General features: G+C 66.6%; 18 protein-coding genes. 7 read left to right on the top strand and 11 right to left on the bottom strand.

Features of this window, described 5'->3' with window-relative positions:
- The first annotated feature begins 142 nt into the window (after positions 1-142).
- Positions 143-811 (top strand): hypothetical protein, encoded by a 669-nt coding sequence (locus VA603_RS13345; RefSeq protein ID WP_192287555.1) that lies wholly within the window; start codon positions 143-145, stop codon positions 809-811.
- 62 nt (positions 812-873) lie between these two features.
- Positions 874-1,719, top strand: a complete 846-nt coding sequence (locus VA603_RS13340) for an IclR family transcriptional regulator (protein ID WP_323439142.1) — start codon at positions 874-876, stop codon at positions 1,717-1,719.
- Between the two features lie 308 nt (positions 1,720-2,027).
- Here VA603_RS13340 and mpl read toward each other — a convergent pair whose 3' ends face one another.
- Together mpl and VA603_RS13330 are read right to left on the bottom strand one after the other, a co-directional pair.
- Positions 2,028-3,491: a UDP-N-acetylmuramate:L-alanyl-gamma-D-glutamyl-meso-diaminopimelate ligase gene (mpl, locus tag VA603_RS13335; RefSeq protein ID WP_323439141.1), complete on the bottom strand. Its 1,464-nt coding sequence runs from the start codon at positions 3,489-3,491 to the stop codon at positions 2,028-2,030.
- 313 nt (positions 3,492-3,804) lie between these two features.
- A complete protein-coding gene (locus VA603_RS13330; protein WP_132865509.1) occupies positions 3,805-4,368 on the bottom strand; it encodes an adenylate kinase in 564 nt (187 codons plus the stop codon).
- 141 nt (positions 4,369-4,509) lie between these two features.
- Here VA603_RS13330 and VA603_RS13325 point away from each other — a divergent pair, with 141 nt between their 5' ends.
- Together VA603_RS13325 and VA603_RS13320 are read left to right on the top strand one after the other, a co-directional pair.
- Positions 4,510-5,766, top strand: coding sequence for a 6-phosphofructokinase (locus tag VA603_RS13325; protein ID WP_132865510.1), 1,257 nt, complete (start codon positions 4,510-4,512; stop codon positions 5,764-5,766).
- Positions 5,767-5,771: 5 nt separating this feature from the next.
- Positions 5,772-6,377, top strand: coding sequence for a YiiX family permuted papain-like enzyme (locus VA603_RS13320; protein WP_323439140.1), 606 nt, complete (start codon positions 5,772-5,774; stop codon positions 6,375-6,377).
- A gap of 48 nt (positions 6,378-6,425) precedes the next feature.
- On the opposite strand, the gene VA603_RS13315 is transcribed toward VA603_RS13320, so the two are convergent.
- Positions 6,426-6,932, bottom strand: a complete 507-nt coding sequence (locus tag VA603_RS13315; RefSeq protein ID WP_323439139.1) for a hypothetical protein — start codon at positions 6,930-6,932, stop codon at positions 6,426-6,428.
- A 243-nt stretch (positions 6,933-7,175) separates the two neighbouring features.
- Here VA603_RS13315 and VA603_RS13310 point away from each other — a divergent pair, with 243 nt between their 5' ends.
- Positions 7,176-9,203 (top strand): sodium-translocating pyrophosphatase, encoded by a 2,028-nt coding sequence (locus VA603_RS13310; protein WP_132865512.1) that lies wholly within the window; start codon positions 7,176-7,178, stop codon positions 9,201-9,203.
- Between the two features lie 257 nt (positions 9,204-9,460).
- Here the strand turns inward: VA603_RS13310 and VA603_RS13305 are convergent, their stop codons facing one another.
- Positions 9,461-9,862, bottom strand: coding sequence for a YbaN family protein (locus tag VA603_RS13305; RefSeq protein ID WP_323439629.1), 402 nt, complete (start codon positions 9,860-9,862; stop codon positions 9,461-9,463).
- A 43-nt stretch (positions 9,863-9,905) separates the two neighbouring features.
- A complete protein-coding gene (locus tag VA603_RS13300; protein ID WP_132865513.1) occupies positions 9,906-10,496 on the bottom strand; it encodes a biliverdin-producing heme oxygenase in 591 nt (196 codons plus the stop codon).
- A gap of 279 nt (positions 10,497-10,775) precedes the next feature.
- On the opposite strand from VA603_RS13300, the gene ppa reads away from it, so the two are divergent.
- Positions 10,776-11,321 carry an inorganic diphosphatase gene (gene ppa, locus VA603_RS13295; protein ID WP_132865514.1) on the top strand — a complete coding sequence of 182 codons (546 nt, stop codon included), beginning with the start codon at positions 10,776-10,778 and terminating at the stop codon, positions 11,319-11,321.
- 174 nt (positions 11,322-11,495) lie between these two features.
- Complete coding sequence (locus tag VA603_RS13290) at positions 11,496-12,611, top strand: HDOD domain-containing protein (protein WP_323439138.1); 1,116 nt, start codon at positions 11,496-11,498, stop codon at positions 12,609-12,611.
- 192 nt (positions 12,612-12,803) lie between these two features.
- Here the strand turns inward: VA603_RS13290 and VA603_RS13285 are convergent, their stop codons facing one another.
- From VA603_RS13285 to VA603_RS13260, 6 genes are all read right to left on the bottom strand, one after another.
- Positions 12,804-15,671, bottom strand: coding sequence for a TonB-dependent receptor plug domain-containing protein (locus tag VA603_RS13285; protein ID WP_192287563.1), 2,868 nt, complete (start codon positions 15,669-15,671; stop codon positions 12,804-12,806).
- A gap of 60 nt (positions 15,672-15,731) precedes the next feature.
- Positions 15,732-16,634, bottom strand: a complete 903-nt coding sequence (locus VA603_RS13280) for a helix-turn-helix transcriptional regulator (RefSeq protein WP_132865516.1) — start codon at positions 16,632-16,634, stop codon at positions 15,732-15,734.
- Positions 16,635-16,750: 116 nt separating this feature from the next.
- The gene (locus VA603_RS13275; protein ID WP_425603735.1) at positions 16,751-19,081 is read right to left on the bottom strand and encodes a winged helix-turn-helix domain-containing protein; all 2,331 of its coding nucleotides are present in this window, start codon (positions 19,079-19,081) and stop codon (positions 16,751-16,753) included.
- 253 nt (positions 19,082-19,334) lie between these two features.
- On the bottom strand, positions 19,335-20,048 hold the full coding sequence (locus tag VA603_RS13270) for an ion channel (RefSeq protein ID WP_323439136.1): 714 nt from the start codon (positions 20,046-20,048) through the stop codon (positions 19,335-19,337).
- A gap of 12 nt (positions 20,049-20,060) precedes the next feature.
- Complete coding sequence (locus VA603_RS13265) at positions 20,061-20,636, bottom strand: DUF4136 domain-containing protein (protein WP_192287565.1); 576 nt, start codon at positions 20,634-20,636, stop codon at positions 20,061-20,063.
- A gap of 107 nt (positions 20,637-20,743) precedes the next feature.
- Positions 20,744-21,378, bottom strand: a 635-nt coding sequence (locus VA603_RS13260) for a phosphomethylpyrimidine synthase ThiC (protein ID WP_323439135.1), incomplete at its 5' end; no start/stop codon positions are given.

Genomic DNA, 21,378 nt, shown 5'->3' with positions numbered 1-21,378 from the left:
CCCTCCGGAATCTTGGCTGATACGAAAGTATCGGTGAACGATACTGCGAGCACAAAGTAACCCACTTTTCTTGAAAATGGAACATGACAAACGTTTTCGTCTCGATATACGATACCGACGTCGTAACAAACGCGAGATTCCGATGTCCGAGCTGATCCTCCGCCTCCACGAAGACCACCTGCCGGCCGGCTGCCCGCCGGTCTATCTGCCCGCCGGCCCCCGTGCGCTGTACGTGCGCGAAGGTGGCCTGATGGTTGAGTCCCCACAGGACGCACAGTCCCTTGACCCGGCCCAGGCGCGGGTGGGCCAGGAGCCGCTGACCCTGCTCAGCGGCGAGCAGGACACCGTGCTGTGGCGCTGGGATCTGACCGATGCGCGCCAGCCAGCCGGCGCCTTGCCCTCGGCCCCGGCCACCCGCAGCGAGCTCAAGCTGGAAGCGCCAATCACGCTGGATGCGCGCTTTGAGTGGCTGATGCGTTGCGATCGCGTTGATTTCCCGAAGGGCGGCGTTGCCCTCACCCACGTCCACCAGGGCCCGGGCATCCGCATCTGCGACTACGGCAGGATCAGCATCGAGACGCTGGGCCAGCGCCACGACCACCCGGCGGGCCACGCTTGGTTCGAGCTGGGCCATGCACCGGTGCTGGCGCCGACCACCGAGGACGAGGAAACCCGCTTCATCCGCTGTTTCCTGCTGCCGCGCCAGCTCAAGGGGCGCAGTTCGATCCGCTACGTGCGCCCGGAGGACGCCGCCGCGCAGAAGACCCAGCGGTACAAGGTTTTCGCAGAGCGATACATCGACCTGCCATAATCGGCACATGGGCGCGGCGTCCCGAGGCCGCGTCCACCCCGCCACCGCCGAACAGGTAGCCGATGCCCCGCAACACCGCGCCCGACAACAAGGATTTGCCCCATGCCGCCCCCGGCGTGGACGCCCAGGACGACACCGCCGAGCAGGGCCTGCCTACCGCCATTGTTTCGCTGAAAGTGATCGAGGCCCTGGCCTCGGCCCCGAACGGGCTGGGCGTCACCCGTCTGGCCCAGCTGTTGGGCATGCCCAAGGCGCGCGTGCACCGGCACCTGAGCGTGCTGCGCGAGCATGGCTACGTCGACCAGGACCCGGACACCAACCAGTACCGCGTCGGCTGGCAGATGTTCCTGCTGGGCCGCGCCTGCACCAGCCGCTTCGACGTGATGAGCCTGGCCAAGCCGATCCTGGAACACCTGCGTGACCAGGTCGGCCAGACCGTGGTGATCTCCACGTTCTCCGACAACGAAGTGGTGGTGATCGACCTGCTGCGCGGCACCGCGCCGGTGGAAATCAGCCTGCGCCCCGGCACCCGCTTCCATCACAACAGCGTGGCGCAGGGCAAGATCGCCCTGGCCTATGGTGCGGAGAAGCTGCGCCGCGCCTATCTGGCGCAGGCGCTGCCGGCCAGCACCCGGCACACCATCGTCGACCCGGACCGGCTCGCCGCCGAGATCGAGCTGGTGCGCAGGCGCGGCTGGGCCGATGCGCCGGAAGAGCTGTACATCGGCATCAATGCGCTGGCCGCACCGCTGATGCAGGCCAATGGCGAATTGTTCGGCACGCTGGCCATCGTCGGCTCCATCCACTACCTGCCCAGCACGCCGGACCCGGCGCACGTGCAGGCGCTGCTGGAAGCGGCCGTGCAGATTTCGGCAGCGATGGGCTACAACGGCAAACCAACCCGCTGAAGCCCCCACCACTGTTTTTCAAGGCGCGCGGCGGTTGCAGGAGCGGCGTACGCCGCGAAGCTGACAATGGCCAACGCTGCACGGAAATCTGCAATTGCTGGGCACGTGCGTGACCGATGCCGCCCCGACATCGCAGCTGAAACCGCTTCTACAAAAGAAGCCGTTCCCTCGTAGGAGCGGCCTTGGCCGCGAAGCTGGTGATACCCAGATAACGGCACCAACCGCAATCCCAGGATTGCCAACCTCATGCCGCATCCACCGGTACCGGCTTCGCGGCGTACGCCGCTCCTACATTGAACCGCGCGATATCAGCCGTTCTGCAGTTGCGCCAGGAACCGGCGCGGCGCGCCGTCGAAGCCGCCGTTGGACATGAACACCACGTGGTCGCCGTCGCCTGCCACGCGCCCCAGCTGCGCCAGCAATGCATCGGTATCGGCCACCGCCTGCGCCTCACCGCGTACCGCGGCGATCACCTTGGCCGCATCCCACGGCAACTCCGGCCGCGCCAGGAATACCACCGCATCGGCGATATCCAGCGACGGCGCCAGGGCGTCCGCGTGCGCGCCCAACCGCATCGAATTACTGCGCGGTTCCATCGCCACCACGATGCGCGCAGCGCCAACCTTGGCGCGCAGGCCTTCCAGCGTGGTGTGGATCGCGGTGGGGTGATGGGCGAAATCATCGTAGATGGTGACCCCGTGCGCCTGTCCGATCACTTCCATGCGTCGCTTGACGCTGTGGAAGCGCGCCAACGCCGGCGCGACAGCGGCCACGTCCACACCCACCGCATGCGCGGCGGCCAGTGCGGCCAGCCCGTTGAGCACGTTGTGGCGGCCCAGCAGCGGCCATTCCACCGTCGCCACCGCCACGCCACGGTGCAGCACCGTGAATGCGCTGCCATCCTGGTTGACCAGGCGCGCGCTCCATTCCAGCGCGGGATCGAAGCCGAACCGCTCCACCGGCGTCCAGCAGCCCATCGCCAGCACCTCAGCCAGGCGGGCATCCTCGCCGTTGACGATCAGCCGCCCATTGCCGGGCACGGTGCGCACCAGGTGGTGGAACTGGCGCTGGATCGCGGCCACGTCCGGGAAGATGTCGGCGTGGTCGAACTCCAGGTTGTTGAGGATCGCCACCCGCGGACGGTAGTGGACGAACTTGCTGCGCTTGTCGAAGAAGGCGGTGTCGTACTCGTCGGCCTCCACCACGAACAGCGGTCGATCCGAAAGCGCCGACGCGTTGCTTCCTTCCCCTTCCGGGGGAAGGGGGTGCGCAGCGCCGGATGGGGGTACGGCATCACTCCCCGCCCGGGGAAGCTCGCGCCCCAACCGCGCCGACACCCCGAAATCCTCCGCTACGCCGCCAATCAGGAAGCCCGGCGCGCGCCCGGCGGCCTGCAGCAGGAACGACAGGATGGTGGTGGTGGTGGTCTTGCCGTGGGTGCCGGCCACCGCCAGCGTGTCGCGGCCAGGCAGCACGTTCTCGGCCAGCCACTGCGCCCCGGAGGTGTAGCGCCGGCCCGCATCCAGTACCGCTTCGACCGCTGGGTTGCCGCGCGAGAGCGCATTGCCGACCACGACCTCGTCGCAATCCCCTGCGATATTGCCGGGCAGATAGCCCTGCGACAGCGTGATGCCCAGCGTTTCCAGCTGGGTGGACATCGGCGGGTAGACCGCCTGGTCGCTGCCTTCCACCTGATGACCGAGTTCGCGTGCCAAGGCGGCCACGCCGCCCATGAAAGTGCCGGCAATGCCGAGGATATGGATCTTGCTCATCCGCCGATTGTCGCCGATGCGCTTGCGAACGGGTATCTGCGTAGGAGATACCGAAGCGTATGTAAGGGAATCCCCGATACCGTCACATCGGCTTCATCCGCACAATACATGACGCCAGCCGCAGTATCCCTCAGGTCCTACTCCCCAAGAGGCCATCCCCAGGGAGCTCATGCTGCGGGGCTCTGAGCAAGCTCATCTGCTGGCCCCTGCAAACGGAAACGCCCGGATCCTGACGGATCCGGGCGTTTCTGTAGGGGCGCACCGCGACGGCGGGGCCCTGCGGCTGCGGCGGCAGGCGCCGCAGCCACCTGGGTCAGCGCTTGATCGCGGCCAGGATGCGGGCCAGCACTTCGTCCAGCGCACCCACGCCGTCGACGCGGGCCAGGGTGCCCTTGGCAGCGTAGAAGTCGATCACCGGCGCGGTGGAATCGTTGTAGACCTGCAGGCGCTGGCGCACCGATTCCGGGTTGTCGTCGGCGCGGCCCTGCTCCTTGGCGCGGCCAGCGATGCGCTCGACCAGCAGCTCGGTCGGCACGTCCAGCTGCACGATCGCGTCCAGCGGCTGGTTCAGCCTGGCCAGCAGTTCACCCAGCGCATTGGCCTGGGCCACGTTGCGCGGGTAGCCGTCGAGGATGAAACCCTTGGCGGTGTCGGCCTGGGACAGGCGCGATTCCAACATGCCCAGCAGGATGTCGTCGGACACCAGGTTGCCGGCGTCCATCACGGCCTTGGCCTGCTTGCCCAGCTCCGTGCCGGCGGCCACTTCGGCGCGCAGCAGGTCACCGGTGGAAATGTGCGGAACCTGCAGTTGTTCCTTCAGGCTCGTCGCCTGCGTGCCCTTGCCCGAACCGGGCGGTCCCAACAGAACCAATCGCATTCCTGACTCCCATATGTTTGAGGAAACGGGACGGACAGCGGCGTTAGACTCCATGGGCCGATTCACGCTGCACCGCAATATGTGCAGCTTACCGCATCCGGCCAATGTCCCGGAATGTCCCCCGTCCAGAGAGTATCCACCATGTCCCAAGGCACCCTGCTGTACGCCCAGTCCGGCGGCGTCACCGCCGTCATCAACGCCACCGCCTCTGCCGTCATCAGCGAAGCAAGGGCAAGGAAAATCAAGGTGTTGGCAGCGCGCAACGGCATCCTGGGCGCGTTGCGCGAAGAGCTGATCGATACCTCGAAGGAGTCGGCGGCCAGCATCGCCGCGCTCGCCCATACGCCGGGCGGTGCATTTGGATCGTGCCGCTACAAGCTCAAATCGCTGGAGGCCGACCGCGCCAGGTACGAGCGCCTGCTGGAGGTGTTCAAGGCGCATGACGTGCGCTGGTTCCTCTACAACGGCGGCAATGATTCGGCCGATACCGCGCTGAAGGTGTCGCAGCTGGCCAAGGAGTACGGCTACCCGCTGACCTGCGTGGGCGTCCCCAAGACCATCGACAACGACCTGGCCGTGACCGACACCTGCCCGGGCTTCGGCTCGGCTGCCAAGTACACCGCAGTATCGGTGCGCGAGGCGGCGCTGGACGTGGCGGCGATGGCCGAGACCTCCACCCGCGTGTTCATCTACGAAGCCATGGGCCGCCACGCCGGCTGGCTGGCCGCTGCCGCCGGGCTGGCCGGCGGCAGCGCCGACGACGCGCCGCACATCATCCTGCTGCCCGAGCGCGCCTACGACGAAGCCACCTTCCTGGCCAAGGTGAAGCAGGTGGTGGCCAAGGTGGGCTACTGCGTGGTGGTAGCCAGCGAAGGCATCCACACCGCCGATGGCCAGTTCGTCGCCGATGCCGGCGGTGCCAAGGATTCGTTCGGGCACACCCAACTGGGCGGCGTCGCCTCGTACCTGGCGGGCCGGGTCAAGGCCGAGCTCGGCTACAAGGTGCACTGGACCCTGCCCGACTACCTGCAACGTTCGGCCCGCCACATCGCCTCCAGGACCGACTGGGAGCAGGCACAGGCGGTCGGCAAGGCCGCGGTGCAGTTCGCGCTGAAGGGACAGAACTCGGTGATGCCGGTGATCGTGCGCACCGCCGACGCGCCGTACCGCTGGAAGATCGAGGCCGCGCCGCTGTCCAAGGTGGCCAACCACGAGAAGAAGATGCCGGCCGGCTTCATCCGCAAGGACGGCTTCGGCATCACCGAGAAGGCACGCCGCTACCTGCAGCCGCTGATCCGTGGCGAAGCACCGCTGCCTTACGGCCGCGATGGACTGCCCAAGTACGTGACGCTGAAAAACGTGGCCGTCGCGAAGAAGCTGCCGGGCTGGGAAGGCTGATCACGATGTATCTGCGCCTGGGCCTGTGGGCGTTGCTGGTGCTGCCAGCGTGGTGGGCGCAGCCGGCAACGGCCTACACGCCGCAGGACGGCGACATCGTGTTCCATACCTCGACCTCGCGCCAAAGCGTGGCGGTGCAGGCTGCCACGCATTCGCCGTACAGCCACCTGGGCATCGTGCTGTTGCGCGGCGGTGCCCCCTACGTGCTGGAAGCCGTGCAGCCGGTGCGCTACACGCCACTGCAGGCCTGGCTCGACCGTGGCAGTCACGGCCGCTACGTGATCAAGCGACCGATCGCGCCGTTGGATGCGCACACCAAGGCCCGCCTGCATGCCGCTGCCACGCTCTATCTCGGCAAGCCTTACGACCTCACTTTCGAGTGGTCCGACCAGCGCATCTACTGCTCGGAGCTGGTGTGGAAGCTGTACCGCGATGCCGCCGGCATCGGCCTGGCACCGCTGGCGCGGCTGGACAGCTTCGACCTGCAGGCACCGGCCGTGCAGGCCAAGCTGCGCGAACGCTATGGCGCGAACATCCCACGGGGCGAACCGGTGATTTCGCCGGCGGCCATCTTCGCCTCGCCCCTGCTGGTCACCGTGGACCAGCGCTGAGGCCCGCGCGTCCCGCCGGTTGAAACCGGTGGGCGCCCTTCAATGCGTTCAGCGCGTGCAGGCGGCGCCTTCCATCGACAACCTGGCCGAGTACGCCGGCAGCGCCGCCAAACGGCCCGCTGCGGCCTGGGCCTTGGCATCCTCCAGGTAGACGCGGTTCTGGCCTTGGCCATCCAGCGCCACGCGCTGCCCGGCCGGCTTGCGCCAGACCTCGATCAACGCCTGCTGCGTGCTGCAGGCCGCCGAGGGCACGCGCACCACTTCGTTGAGCTTCCAGCCGGCCGCCTCGCTCGGCGTGACCTTGCCCGCATCCAGGAACACCGCGCGGGCCTGGCACTGTGGGTTGGTACGCACCAACTGCATGTCATAGGGCTGCGCCGCGGTGCCGGTGAAGCGGCCTTCGATGCGGGTACAGGCTTCGGGAATCTGGCGCACGGTATGCACCGCACCCACCGCCTGCGCCGCGGCCGCCGGCCGCTCGATCTCCGGCGTGGGCAACGCCGCCAACGCGGTCAGGGGCAGCAGGACCAGCAATACGGGGGCGATGGCTTTCATCGGGCAACTCCACGAGACGGACGCCGCACGTTGCCACTGTCGCGCTGAACGGGCAGGCAAACGCGGCCATGGCTGGCGGCGGAGACAGCTGGCAGTCATACTCGGCCGGCCTCAGGAGTGTTTGAACACAGCGACACGTACCACAGCCGCAGCGCGGCCCGGGTCTGTTCCAGTGCTTCGATCTACCCGGCGTGTCCCCGCTTCATCCACAGCTGGATGGCATCCACCAACGCTGGAGGGGTCATGCTCGAACAGTACGGTCTTGTGCTCTCGCTGGTCTGCGCCGCCGTCGCCATCATCTACGGCATCATCTCGGCCCAATGGGTACTGCGGCAGCCTGCCGGCAATGCCCGCATGCAGGAAATCGCCGCCGCCATCCAGGAAGGCGCGCGGGCCTACCTCAACCGCCAGTACCTGACCATCGCCATCGCCGGCGTGGTGCTGTTCGTGCTGGTCGGCTTCTTCCTCAGCTGGTACACCGCCATTGGCTTCGCGGTGGGCGCGGTGTTGTCCGGCGCGGCCGGCTACATCGGCATGAACGTGTCGGTGCGCGCCAACGTGCGTACCGCCGAGGCCGCACGCAACGGCATGAGCGCGGCGATGGACGTGGCGTTCCGCGGCGGCGCGATCACCGGCATGCTGGTGGTCGGGCTGGGCCTGCTCGGCGTGGCCGGCTACTACCTGATCCTGCAGCGGCTGGGCCTGAGCCAGGCCGACAACCTGCATGCGCTGGTCGGGCTGGCGTTCGGCAGTTCGCTGATCTCGATCTTCGCGCGACTGGGCGGTGGCATCTTCACCAAGGGCGCCGACGTGGGCGCGGACCTGGTCGGCAAGGTCGAGGCCGGCATCCCCGAGGACGACCCGCGCAACCCGGCGGTGATCGCCGACAACGTCGGTGACAACGTCGGCGACTGCGCCGGCATGGCCGCCGACCTGTTCGAGACCTACGCGGTGACGGTGATCGCCACGATGCTGCTCGGCGGACTGATGGTGGCCGAGGTCGGGCGCAATGCGGTGCTGTACCCGCTGGTGCTGGGCGGGGTGTCGATCATCGCCTCGATCATCGGCGCGTTCTTCGTCAAGGTGAAGTCCGGTGGCTCGATCATGGGCGCGCTGTACAAGGGCGTGATCGTCTCCGGCGTGCTGGCCGCCATCGCCTTCTGGCCTGTGACCACGCAGCTGATGGCCGATTCCCGCCATGGCGCCACCAACCTGTACCTGTGCGCGCTGATCGGGCTGGTGCTGACCGGTTTGATCGTGTGGATCACCGAGTACTACACCGGCACCCAGTACAAGCCGGTGCAGCATGTGGCGCAGGCCTCGACCACCGGCCATGGCACCAACATCATCGCCGGCCTCGGCGTATCGATGAAGTCGACCGCGCTGCCGGTGATCGCGGTGTGTGCGGCGATCTGGGGCGCCTTCCACTTCGGCGGTCTGTATGGCATCGCCATCGCCGCCACCGCGATGCTGTCGATGGCCGGCATGATCGTCGCGCTCGATGCCTACGGGCCGATCACCGACAACGCCGGCGGCATCGCCGAGATGGCCGAGCTCCCCGCCGACATCCGCGACATCACCGACCCGCTGGACGCGGTGGGCAACACCACCAAGGCGGTGACCAAGGGCTATGCGATCGGTTCGGCGGCACTGGCCGCGCTGGTGCTGTTCGCCGACTACACGCACAACCTGCAGGCCGCGCATCCAACCGAGGTGTTCACCTTCGACCTGTCCGACCACACGGTGATCATCGGCCTGCTGATTGGCGGCCTGATCCCCTACCTGTTCGGCGCGATGGCGATGGAGGCGGTAGGCCGTGCGGCCGGCGCGGTGGTGGAGGAAGTGCGCCGCCAGTTCCGCGATATCCCCGGGATCATGCAGGGCACCGGCAAGCCGCAGTACGACAAGGCGGTGGACATGCTGACCCGCTCGGCGATCAAGGAGATGATCGTGCCCTCGCTGCTGCCGGTCGCGGTGCCGGTGGTGGTGGGCCTGCTGCTCGGCCCGAAGGCGCTGGGTGGCCTGCTGATCGGCACCATCGTCACCGGCCTGTTCGTCGCCATCTCGATGACCACCGGCGGCGGCGCCTGGGACAACGCCAAGAAGTACATCGAGGACGGGCACTTCGGCGGCAAGGGCAGCGAGGCACACAAGGCGGCGGTGACCGGCGACACCGTCGGTGACCCGTACAAGGACACCGCCGGGCCGGCCATCAACCCCCTCATAAAAATCATCAATATTGTCGCGCTGCTGTTGGTGCCATTGCTGTAGTCGAAGCCGACTGCGCATGGCACCTTCGCCCTTCCCCCGTTCACGGGGGAAGGGAACGGGATGGGGGACGCCGAAGGCGCAGATCAGGATCATCAACATCGTGGCGCTGTTGCTGGTGCCGTTGCTTTGATGCACATCGCGTGACCGGCGGCATCTCCCTTCCCCCATCCGGGGGAAGGGTGGATGGCCGTGCAGGCAGGGAGTCCGCCTGGCTTCATCCCGGCGCGGGATCTTCGGTCACACGGTGTGCGGCCCGCTCATCCCGGGTGATCACGGCCCGGTTCGGCCAGCTGCGCGTCTTCCTGCGGTCGCGGCCGCGACAGCACGTAGGCGGCACTGGCAACGAAGAACAGGCCCACGCCCAATGCCAGCTTCCAGTCCGGGTGGGCGCCGATGAAGAACAGCACATAGCCCAGTGCCATGCCGCCGCCGGCAAAGCACTTGCCCTTGCGGCTGATCGCGCCGTGCTCCTTCCACTGCCGAAGCGGCCCCCCGTAGCGCGGGTGGTTGAGCAGCCAGGCCTCCAGGCGCGGCGAGGAGCGCGAGAAACACCACACCGCCAGGATCAGGAAGATCGTGGTCGGCATCACCGGCAGCAAGGCCCCGATGATGCCCAGCGCAACCATCAACCAACCCACGCAGAACCAGAACCAGCGGATCATCGCTGGCTCTCCGGCACGGCGGGCCTGGCCCGGGGGTTGGTCACACGAACTCCTCCTCGACATACCCGCGCACCGTACGGAACGCGGCATTTGCACCTTCGATGGCCTCCGCTTCCTGCCCGGCAGTCAGCGGCACGGCATCCAGTGCCGCGGTGAACTGCCGCCAGTGGCGGGCCGCACCGTCCGGGTGCGCCGCCAGGTGGCTGGCACCGAACCGCGCGCCCAGCCCCAGCTTGGCGGCCATCTTGAACAGAATGGTACCGCCCAGGTTGGAGCCTTCGGCGACATACAGCCACCCCAGTGCATGCGGCAGCTCGACAGCGGCGGGCAGCGCCGTGGGTGCGGCAGCCGGCAGGCCCTGCTCCAGGTCGCCCAGGTCCTGGGCGATCTGCTCCAGCCGGCAACGCCCGGCCAACCCGGGCAGCAGCGCGACCAGCGCCGGCACCGCGTACAGCGCCTGGATGTCACGGTGGAAGCGGTACTGCACGCGCACGAAGCGGGCAAACCGCGCGCGGCTGGCGAAGATGTCCTCGGCCATGATCCGCTTGTCCAGCGAATCGTGCGTGCCGTGGGTCGCGGCCTTCAGGCGTTGGCTGCGGGACGGGAAAGCAGGGGTTTCGGTCGTGTTCATGGCGCGCGGAGGGGTAGCGGTGGGGTTCGCCTTCGCCTGCGGCACAGGCGCGGCCCCGCGGGGGAGAAGCCAGGGCCGGAAGATCGGCCGCGCACGGCCGGTAGCCGCCGTTGTCCGGCATTCCAGGCGCCGGGCGTTCCTCCTGCCCACAGGCTGTCCAGCATATCGCAAACGATAATGCTTCCCATGCGCAAATAATCCTTGCCTTTGGTGCGCCGCAATAGCCGTGCGCGTAGAATGGCCCTCTTTTTCAACCAAACACGATTCGGAGTCAGCGCAATGGGCCTGAAACTGGTCTCCCCGGGCAAGAACCCGCCGGAAGAAATCAACGTCATCGTCGAGATCCCGAAGGATTCGGAGCCGGTGAAGTACGAGATGGACAAGGAAAGCGGCGCGATCTTCGTCGACCGCATCCTCTCCACCCCGATGCGCTACCCGTGCAACTACGGCTTCGTGCCGCAGACCCTGTGCGGCGACGGCGACCCGGCCGACGTGCTGGTGGTCCTGCCGCTGCCGCTGGTGCCGGGTTCGGTGGTCCGCTGCCGCCCGGTCGGCGTGCTGAAGATGACCGATGAGGCCGGCAGCGACGAGAAGATCCTCGCCGTGCCGGTGGCCAAGATCTTCAATGGCTACGCCCACGTGGAAGACATCAACCAGGTGTCCAGCCACTGGCTGGAGCGCATCGGCCACTTCTTCGAGCACTACAAGGACCTGGAAAAGGGCAAGTGGGTCAAGATCGAAGGCTGGGGCGACGCCGCCGAAGCCAAGAAGATCCTGGTCGACGCCCACCAGACCTTCCTGGCCAAGCAGGAACAGGAAGGCTGATCCACGCCGCGGGCGGGCCACGTTCCGGCCCGCCCGCAGCGACTGCGATCACGTTTCTCCGGCGTCGCGCATGACCCGTCGCCAGCGATTCGCTACATTTACAGGCCGGTTGATCCGGCCTGTTTCCGTTCTGCCCGTTCGTCGTAATCGCGTGTTTTGCCAAGGGGAAGTGTCTTGCGAATCCTGTTAGTCGGTGGCGAAGCCACGCTGTCGGCCGAGTTGCTCGAGTACATCGGCGATCTGGGCGACGAGTGGGAGGTGCAGTCGGTCCCCGATGGCAGTGCCGCGATAGTGGCGGTTTCCTCGGCGACCATCGACGCGATCATCGTCGCCCCGACCCTGAACGACCTGTCCCCGGCGACCCTGCTCGGCCAGATCCGCACCCTGCGCCCGGAAACCATCCGCATCGCCCTGATCGAGGGCGGCGAGAACCAGCGCGTGCCGTCGGCCCGCATCATCGGCCTGGCCCACCGCTTCCTGCCGCTGCCGCTGGCCCCGGAACTGCTGCTCGAGGCGCTGACCAGCCTGGAAGAGCTGCGCGAGGTGCTGGACAGCCCGCGCCTGCGTGCAGCGATCGGCCGCATCGAGAAGCTGCCCTCGCCCCCGCACCTGTACCTGAGCCTGATGCATGCGCTGGAGGACGACGACGAGAGCAACGCGGCCGACATCGCCAAGCTGGTCTCGGCCGACCCAGCCATCGCCGCCAAGGTGCTGCAACTGTCCAACTCGGCGTTCTTCAACAACGGCCGCGCGATCTCCGACCTGCGTGGCGCGGTGACGCGGCTGGGCCTGTCCACCCTGCGTGACCTGGTGCTGGCCAGCGAGGTCTTCGCCCTGCCCGGCGCGTCCAGCGCCGAGCGCAACGCGCTGCAGACGCGCGCCCTGCTCGCCTCGCGGCTGGCGGCCAGGATGCTGCCCCAGTCCAGCGCCGAGCTGGGCGCCACCGCCGCGCTGCTGGCCGACATCGGCCAGTTGCTGCCGGGCGTGCGTGACGAACACCTGCCGCTCGAATCCGGCGACGACCGCCCCGGCCACGCCGAGGCCGGCGCCTACCTGCTGGGCCTGTGGGGCCTGCCGATGCCGATCATCGAGGCCGTGGCCTTCCAACTGCAGCCGCTGCGCTCGAACGTACGCAGCTTCTGGGTCGCCGGTGCCGTGCACGTGGCCACCGCGCTGGCCGCCGGCCGCGAGGTCGACGAACAGTACCTGGCGCGCGTGGGCGTGCTGCCCAAGCTGGAGCAATGGCGCGAGATGGCCGACGGCATGATGGGGCTGACGCTGGAGGCGTGAGCTTCCCCGTTGGTGTGGTGAACGACGGCCGCCGCGTGCGGCCGTTTTCCTTGGGCGTCCGCCGGCAGGCCACCGGCATGCCGGCGTCCACGACAGCCCGACCCGGATGCGTGCCCCGCGCGCCATCGCAGGCAAAGAAAAAGGGTGGGCCTTGCGGCCCACCCTTTCCTTGTTTCACAGGGCTTCGATGGATCAGAAGCGCTGGTTGTACTGGATGAACAGGAAGCGATCGTAGTCGAGCATCGGGTCGATCTGCGAAGCGCTGCTGTTGCTCACCGAATAGGTGATCGGCGGCTTCTTGTCGAACACGTTGCGCGCACCGACGGTCACGCTGCCGTCCCACGGAGCCTGCCAGGTGACGGACACGTCGTGGTACACGATCGCGCCCTTCTTGTTGGCACCTTCGCCACCGCCCCAGCCACCGTTCGGGGTCTGGTAGTTCGGCTCGTTGCACTCCACGCCATCGTCGTAGCAGTAGTCACGGAAGCCGCCGTAGTAGCGCATGCCCCAGTTCGCGGACAGGTCGTCCTTGGCCCAGTTCACGCCCAGCGTTGCGCGAACGCGCGGGTAGTTCCAGTAACCGGCGTAGTTGTCCCACTCGGCACCCTTGGTCGACTGCTGGCGGAAAGTGCTCAGGTAGTTCGCGTCAAGGTTGACACCGAAGGTACCAATCGCCAGTTCCGGCAGGCGGTAACGGACGCCGAAGTTGTAGCCTTCGGTTTCCAGCGAGCCCAGGTTGGCGTTACCGCGGCTCAGGCTGGTGACCTGACCGGTGGTGACGTCGCGACCGTACTGGTCACAGAACTGCTGCACGCCGTTCTGGTAGCACTGGTTCAGCACGTAATTGGCCGACACGGCGGTGATCACGTTGTCCACGGTGATCTTGTACCAGTCCAGCGAGATGTCCAGGCCCTGCACGTAGCTCGGGCTGTACACCAGGCCCACGGTGCGGGTCTTGCTGGTTTCCGGCTGCAGCTGGTCGTTACCCACGCCCGACTGGAATGCAGCATTGGCCTGCGTGTCACGCGCGGTGACCGGCTTGCCGGCGGCATCGGTCTGGCGATGGGTCGAAGCCAGGCCTTCGGACTGGCAACGCGCGGCGACGCGCGGGTCGTTCAGCATGCCGAACTGCGCATCGCACGGGTCGGTGAAGCGGTCGAAGGTCTGCGAGCCGCCACCGAAGGTGTCGTCCATGGTCGGGGCACGGAAGCCTTCACCATAGGTACCACGCACCAGCAGGTCTTCGATCGGACGCCAGGTCAGGCTGAACTTGCTGTTGATGGTGTCGCCGAACTTGTCGAAGTCCGAGTAACGGCTGGCGATATCCAGCGACAGCTCCTTGGCACCCGGCAGATCCTTCAACAGCGGGATCATGAATTCCAGGTAGAACTCATTGGCCTTGTACTTACCCGAGGCTGCACCAGCAGCCAGGTCGGTCGTGTAACCGGCCGAGGACAGTGCGTCCGGATGGTCGTAACCGCTGACTTCACGGTGCTCGTAACCGGCAGCGAAGGCGAACTCGCCGGCGTCGCCCGGCATGTCGAACAGACCACCGGTGATGTTGGCGAAGTACTGCTTGCTCTTGCTCTGCGACGTCGCGTTGAGCAGGGTGTTGATGTAGGTCAGCGCTTCCGGAGTGGCTGCCGAGGCACCGCCCAGGATGTCGAACGGGGTGCACTGGCCCAGCGCGGCATTGGTGCCGAGCGCAATCGGGTTGGCGGCGGTGCCGCACTGTGCGACGCCAGCACTGTTGATGAACGACGGGCCCAGGGCCTTCTGCAGTGCCAGCAGGTTGATGTTGCCGCTGCTGGTTTCGGTCACGTCGTACTGGTTGTAGTTGATGCCCACATCCCAGTCGAACGGACGGTCGTTGAAGTCGAAGGTGCCTTCCAGCGCTGCGTCGAAGTGGAACGACTTGACGTTGTTCTCACTGATGCGCGGCAGTTCGAAAATGCGACGGCCCCAGCTGGTGATGTCAGCATCGACCGGGTTGTAGACGCTGTCCTTGCTCAGGGCGACCGGGAAGTTCCTCTGGCTGGTACCGGTCAGCGGGTAGCCGGCGATCTGGCGCTTGGAGTCACGCTCGGAGTACATCACGGTCGACTTCAGACGCAGATTGTCGTTGATGTCGTAGGTACCAGCGGCGAAGACCGACTTGTTCTCCGAACCCTGGTTCAACATCATCTGCTCAGTGGCGTTGAAGTAATCGTCGCCATTGATCGGGTGGTAGTTGTTCGGGTCGCTGGAATCAGCACCAACGCCACCCGGGTGATTGATGACCATCACCTCGCCGGTGGTCGGGTCGGTGTAACGACCCCACTGGCCAGCCGGGCTCAGACCGTCGGCCGCATGGCGCGGACCATAGGTGTAACGGGTCAGTGCGCGGTCCTTGGCCCACACCGGATCTTCCTTGGTGTAGGAAGCGCCCAGCATGATCGAAGAACGCTCACCGGTGGTGCCCAGGGTCAGGTTGTACTGGGTCTTGGCACCGTCACCGTCGCTGTTCTGGCCGTAGTAGACCGAAGCTTCGGCGCCGTCGAAATCCTTGCGCAGGATGATGTTGATCACGCCGGAGATCGCGTCGGAGCCGTAGATGGCCGAGGCGCCATCCTTCAGCACTTCGATGCGCTCGATCAGCGAGCTCGGGATGGTCGACATGTCGGTGAAGCCGGCCAGGCTGGAGCTCCAGCGCTTGCCGTTGACCAGCACCAGGGTGCGCATTTCACCCAGGTTGTACAGGTTGGCGTACTGACCGCCCTGCTCCGGGTTGGAAGCCAGCACGGCTGCCTTGGAGAAAGTCTGGGTACCGGAAACGGTCAGGTTCTGCAGGATGTCACCCACGGACACCAGACCCGAACGCTTGATGTCCTCGGAGGACACCGTGAAGATCGGCTGCGCGGTTTCAACGTCAACCGAGCGGATGCGCGAACCGGTGACTTCCAGGCGGTCCAGGGTGGTGGCACCGGCGGCGTCCTGAGCGGAAGCGAAGGCAGGCGTCAGGGCAATGGCGATGCCGGCCGGGAGCAAACCCAGCCGCACTGCGGAATTACGAAGCTTCATCAATCTCTCCAAGGAAGCAAATAACAACAACGTTAGTGGTGTGTTAAACACCCCTGAACGTTACGATTGCATCGCCCCGATTGATTTGCGCGAGCCGCCCTTAAACTTTGCCGAATCTGGCCTCAACGCTTCGCGCATGTCGCGGTAGTGCGTGGCCGAGGTGCCGAAGCGGGCGCGGAATGCGCGCGCGAAACTGCAACAGTTGTCAAAGCCACTGGCTGATGCAACTTCGCCGACCATCATGTCGGTATCGCGCAACAGCATCGCGGCACGCTCCAGGCGCAACCGCGCCGACAGCGACTGCGGGCTTTCCTCGTACAGGCTCTGGAAGGTCTTGGACAGGTACCAGCTGGAGAAGTTGGTCAGTTCGGCCAGCTCGCCGATGCGTACCACGCGGTGGCTGTTGCCCTCCAGGTACATGCGCGCACGCTGCATGCGGCCGAACACCTGGCGCTTGCGCATGCGTGAACGGCCGGGGCAACGCTGCACCGTCACCGACAGCTCGCGCTGCAGCGAGGCCAGGTGCAACAGCAACGGCCGCAGCTGGTGGATGGTGGTACCGGCGCCCTGGGCCTCGCGCCACAGGCGCAATGCCAGCCGCGCCTCGGCATGGCTCATGCGGCCGCGGCCGGTGTAGACACTGCAGTCGGCCAGCGTACCCAGCATGCGCAGGGCATCGGCATCCAGGCTCACGCCAATGCATACGCCATCACGGCCGGCCTGGATCAGCGGGCGGGACTCCTTCTCGAAGGCAATCCACTCACGCTGGTGCAGGCGGAACTTGCCTTCCTTGGACTCCACCCATGCGGTGCCACGCAGCTGCATCCATACGGTGAACACGGTGCCGGAGGTCTGCAGGCTGCCCAGCCGCGCGACGCCCACGCAGTTCGGGCGCGGCCCGTCATCGACATGCCTGTCGAACGTCACCGATTGCCCGCGATCCACCCAGGTCACCTGCCGCATGCTGCTCACCATCTGTTTGCCTTCAATGGGCGATGGTTTTGCCAACTCTGGCGGCGAAGGTCAGGAAGATCCTGCGAGATTGCTCCGAAATTATCCGGAAGCGATTTCCGAAAGAATCACGAAGGATGTTTTCCCAACCACGGCAACCACTTGGCCACGCCCATCAGCCGCCGCGGCGGGCGCCTGGGGACCGGCATCACGCCGATATCGGCGCCGTCGGCGACCGCCAGCGCGATGAAGGCGGCACTGCCATCGGGCGCCAGGCTCAAGCCGTTGCCGGAGCTGTAGCGCACGGCATCCAGGCACTGGCTGAGCCCGTTGGCACCGGGGTTGATCGCATCCAGCCGGGTGGCGCATCGCGGCCCGATGTTCAGGTACTGCACCGTGCCATTGTCGGCCACCGCCCAGGTCCGGTAACGCCAGCGCGTCGGCACCTCGCGGTTCACCGGCCGGGCACTGCTCAAGGCCAGGCTTGAATCCACCTGCCACAGGCCGGGACTGCCCAAGCGGGTGAACAACACCTGCCCGCCGGTCTTGTCGACCCGCACCTGGGACACGCCCTCCAGCGCCGCCAGGCGCTTCCAGGGCGTCTGCGTGCGATCGAACAGGGCCAGCACCATGCGGTCATTGACGGCACGCTCGACCACCAGCACCGTGCCGGGCTGCCGTCCATAGACGGCCTGCAACGGCTCGTTCACCGGCACCGGCAACTTGCTCCACTGCCCTTCCTCCGGGATCACCTCGTAGATACCGGGCAGGCCCTCCGCGTCACGGCCGGTGACCAGCAGGTGGCGGGCATCGGCGGACCAATCCATCGGCTGGCGCGCCTCGGGCCGGAAACCATCAATCATTTCCAGCGAATCAGGTGCCTCCAACCGCGCCCACCACAATGCGAACGCACCGGAACGGTCCGAGGTGAAAGCCAGCTGGCGACCATCGGGCGACACCATCGGCTGGCCATCGCGACCGGAGGAAGCGAACAGCCGCTGCGGCTCGCCGCCGGCCACGCCCAGCGGGAAACGGAACAACCCGTACTGCGGCTGGTCGCGCATGAAGGCCAGGTTGCCGCCCTGGCGCGAGACCGAGGGACTCTGCGCATCGCCGATGCCCAGGTCGCGCAGCAGGCGGGTACCCAGGTCCAGCCCGAACAGGCGCGACTCACTGTCCACGCGCCGGCCGAACACCATCTCGCTGGAAGTCAGCCACGCCCAGCCGCGGATCTCGGCGGCTTCCTCGGTGAGGCGCTCGGCGTTGCTGCCGTCGGCGTCCATCACCCACAGATCGCCCACCTGCGGATTGCGCACGAAACCGATGCGCTTGCCGTCGGGCGAATAGCGCGGTGCGTAATCAAAGTCGTCACCGGACATCGCATAGGAGAACGACGTCCAACGCCCGGACGCCAGCTCCAGCGTGCGGATGCCGCGGCTGGCCTGGCTGCCGGTCATCGATCCGAAGATCAGGCTGCGCCCGTCCGGTGCCCAGTCGAAGCTGAGCATCTCGGTGCCGTCGCAACGGGTCACGCGGCGCGCGGTTCCGCCGGTGGCGGGCATCACCAGTACTTCGCAGCCACCATCGGCGAGAAAGCGCGCGAAGGCGATTTCCCGTCCATCCGGCGACCACGCCGGGAAACGGTCCGAGCCGCCTTCCGGCGGCATGACCAGCTGCACCGGCGTCGCGGTGCCGGTGCTCTGCACCCACAGGCTCGAAAGGCCGTCGCTTTCCTTGGCGAACACCACCAGCGCGCCGTCCGGCGACAGGTCCGGATGGGTTTCGAACGCCGACGTCGAGGTGATCAAGCGGTACGGGCGCTCGGGACTGCCCAGCACCCGCGTACCACTGACGGTTTCCTGCGGTGCCGGCGATTCCGGCTGCTTCCACAGCAGCCAGGCCATCACCAGCGTGCTGGCCAACAGCAGTACACCCACGCCACTCAACACGTAGCGCCGCACCACCCGTCGTTGCGGCAACCGCGCCGGAGCCGGCCTGGCGGCAGCCTCGTCCTGCACCGCGGCGACGGGTTCGACGACCGCTGGCTGCGGCGCATCATCCGACGCCTCCGCGTCCACCCCCGCCGCGTCAGTGGCGGCATCCTCCCAGGTAACCGGCACCAGCAAGCGGTAACCGGTCTTGGAAATCGTCTCGATGTAGGCCACGCCGTCGCCATCGACCGCGGCCGATGCAAACGCCTTGCGCAGCTGGGTGATCGCCTGGGTCAGCACGTCGTTGGTCGGCATGGTGTCCGGCCACACTTCGGCGAACAGCTCATCGCGTGTGACCACCTGGCCGGCACGACGTGCCAGCGCCAGCAATACGCCGATGCTCTTGGGGGTAAGTCGCTGCACCTTGCGTGCATCCGGCGGATGCACCTCGCGTGAGGACAACACCACCAGACACTCGCCAATGCGAAGCCGATCACCCGCGGGCTTCTCGTTGTCGATTGTTTGCATCGGGATCAGGGTCAAAGCCGTCTTGGACACCATTCCTGTGTCCGGTTGAACGACCCGGGGGAGAGTCGATCAACCGCCAGATTCCGCAAATGGCTGCAACGGAAAGCGCAAAAGTTCAAACGGGTGCGAATACTACTCTAAGCAAGTTACCGGTGTGCCCCCACATCGACGACATCAGGCTCTCTCTCGCCGACGAATCCACATAATCCGTTACAGAATTCGCGCCGCAAGGCGCGATTTTTTTAACTGGCGTTCAGCCTTTTCGCGCCTTGCTGATGGTCAGCCCGACCAGTCGCGAAACCACCAGAGCCACGTACATCACGCCTGAAAACTGCTCCAGCATCACCAACGCGCGTGCCTGCGGATGCACCGGCGTGACGTCGCTGAGCCCGACCCCGGACAACAAACTGAAGCTCAGATAAAGCAGCTCCACCCAGCTGCGTATTTCCCCCTCGCTGCTGGCGATGAAGCTGCCCGGATACCACTGCTGGCAAACTGAATAGGCGAACGCAAACGCCCATGCCAACAGCGTGAATGTCGCCCCCGCGGCGAACAGTTCGTCACGCGTGACTTCATGGTCCTGCAACATATAGGCGATGAGGCTGCAGGTCGTATAGAAGTACAGCAGGCATTCGAGCACCTGCGAGGTGGTGGTGAACGCATGCCGCTGCAGCACCGCACCGGCCACTGAGAACACCACCGCCGGGATCGCCAGCGTCAACGCCACCCAGATGCCCAGCGGGCTGCGTCGCACGACCCACACCGACAGGCCAAGCACCGCCATGCCAAACGCGTTGAACAGCACGCGGCCGGCGGTCAGGTGCTCCATCGCCGGGTACAGCAGCACGCCCAGCAACTGCACCGCCAGCAGCCACGCCGACGGATGCCGGCGGGCCAGCGCCAGCCAGCGCAGGTGCGCGCGTACGCGCAGACCTTCCGGCCGCGCTCCCTCCGGACCGACGCTCATCGAGGGCGATCCTCAGCGTGCGGCGCGGTACGGGTACTGCGCGAAGATTGCCGCGACCGCCGCATCGATCTGCGCGCCACGCTTGTCCGGAGTGCTGCGGCCCACCGTACCCACCGCCACGCCTTCCCAGACCAGGCGGTTGCGCTGCACGTCGACCACGTCCACGTTGAGCGTGCCCTCGGTGTACTGGTGCACGTCGGTGCGGTCGCGCCAGTACGGCACGGCCACGTAGCCGCGTGCGCGATAGCTGTAGTAGTAGTCGTAGTCCACCTGCGGCATCGTGGTCACCCGCGTCTTGTCCTGCAGGTAGGCATTGAGGTTGACCCACAGGTCGGGCTTGGCTTCGTCGAGCACATAGCCACGCGCCTGCATCTGTGCCTGCACCGCCGCACGGATGCGATTGCTGGTGATGGTGGTGTAGCCGTTCTGTTCCAGCGCCAGCGGCGAGTAGAACGCAAAGCTGCGGTAGCGGCCGAAGTCGCCGCTGGGATCGGCCTGGCTGCTGACCCGGGGCGTGCTGGCGCAGGCCGCCAGCAGCGAGGACAGCAACAGCACCGTGATGAGCCGGAACGCATTGCGAAGCTTCATGGCGACCTCCCCTGCGATGGACGGCTGCACGCTACCACGACCGCCGCCCCGTCCGCGTCAACCCTGCCCCGGGAAGCCAGCGGGCTCCCCGGGAGCGGAACCGGCGGTCAATCCGGCCGGTACACCTGCGCGCCCTGTTCGCGGAACTGCGCCGACTTCTCGGCCATGCCGGCCTGCAGGGCCTGCGCCGCGTCCATGCCCTGCCCGGCCGCATAGTCACGCACGTCCTGGGTGATCTTCATCGAGCAGAAATGCGGGCCGCACATCGAGCAGAAGTGCGCCAGCTTGTGGGCGTCCTTGGGCAGGGTCTCGTCGTGGAACTCCTTGGCTTTCTCCGGATCCAGGCCGAGGTGGAACTGGTCCTCCCAACGGAACTCGAAGCGCGCCTTGGACAGCGCGTTGTCGCGCACCTGCGCGCCCGGGTGACCCTTGGCCAGGTCTGCCGCATGCGCGGCGATCTTGTAGGCCATGATGCCGTCGCGCACGTCCTGGCGGTTGGGCAGGCCCAGGTGTTCCTTGGGCGTCACGTAGCACAGCATCGCCGTGCCGTACCAACCGATCATCGCCGCGCCGATGGCGCTGGTGATGTGGTCGTAGCCCGGCGCGATGTCGGTGGTCAGCGGGCCGAGCGTGTAGAACGGCGCTTCGCCGCACTCGTGCAGCTGCTTGTCCATGTTCTGCTTGATCAGGTGCATCGGTACGTGGCCCGGACCTTCGATGATGGTCTGCACGTCATGCTTCC

This window comes from Stenotrophomonas capsici, from assembly GCF_034961085.1.
Classification (GTDB): Bacteria; Pseudomonadota; Gammaproteobacteria; order Xanthomonadales; family Xanthomonadaceae; genus Stenotrophomonas; species Stenotrophomonas capsici.
The sequence above is the reverse complement of the archived record's forward strand: the minus strand, read 5'-3'. Positions and strand labels throughout refer to the sequence as shown.

Coding starts and splice junctions, on each gene's coding strand:
- VA603_RS13280 (WP_132865516.1), bottom strand. CDS start 16,634: ATGCGGCAGGTGACCTGGGTGGATCGCGGGCAATCGGTGACGTTCGAC.
- mpl (WP_323439141.1), bottom strand. CDS start 3,491: ATGAGCAAGATCCATATCCTCGGCATTGCCGGCACTTTCATGGGCGGC.
- VA603_RS13275 (WP_425603735.1), bottom strand. CDS start 19,081: ATGCAAACAATCGACAACGAGAAGCCCGCGGGTGATCGGCTTCGCATT.
- VA603_RS13330 (WP_132865509.1), bottom strand. CDS start 4,368: ATGCGATTGGTTCTGTTGGGACCGCCCGGTTCGGGCAAGGGCACGCAG.
- ppa (WP_132865514.1), top strand. CDS start 10,776: ATGGGCCTGAAACTGGTCTCCCCGGGCAAGAACCCGCCGGAAGAAATC.
- VA603_RS13285 (WP_192287563.1), bottom strand. CDS start 15,671: ATGAAGCTTCGTAATTCCGCAGTGCGGCTGGGTTTGCTCCCGGCCGGC.
- VA603_RS13315 (WP_323439139.1), bottom strand. CDS start 6,932: ATGAAAGCCATCGCCCCCGTATTGCTGGTCCTGCTGCCCCTGACCGCG.
- VA603_RS13265 (WP_192287565.1), bottom strand. CDS start 20,636: ATGAAGCTTCGCAATGCGTTCCGGCTCATCACGGTGCTGTTGCTGTCC.
- VA603_RS13310 (WP_132865512.1), top strand. CDS start 7,176: ATGCTCGAACAGTACGGTCTTGTGCTCTCGCTGGTCTGCGCCGCCGTC.
- VA603_RS13270 (WP_323439136.1), bottom strand. CDS start 20,048: ATGAGCGTCGGTCCGGAGGGAGCGCGGCCGGAAGGTCTGCGCGTACGC.
- VA603_RS13340 (WP_323439142.1), top strand. CDS start 874: ATGCCCCGCAACACCGCGCCCGACAACAAGGATTTGCCCCATGCCGCC.
- VA603_RS13345 (WP_192287555.1), top strand. CDS start 143: ATGTCCGAGCTGATCCTCCGCCTCCACGAAGACCACCTGCCGGCCGGC.
- VA603_RS13300 (WP_132865513.1), bottom strand. CDS start 10,496: ATGAACACGACCGAAACCCCTGCTTTCCCGTCCCGCAGCCAACGCCTG.
- VA603_RS13320 (WP_323439140.1), top strand. CDS start 5,772: ATGTATCTGCGCCTGGGCCTGTGGGCGTTGCTGGTGCTGCCAGCGTGG.
- VA603_RS13325 (WP_132865510.1), top strand. CDS start 4,510: ATGTCCCAAGGCACCCTGCTGTACGCCCAGTCCGGCGGCGTCACCGCC.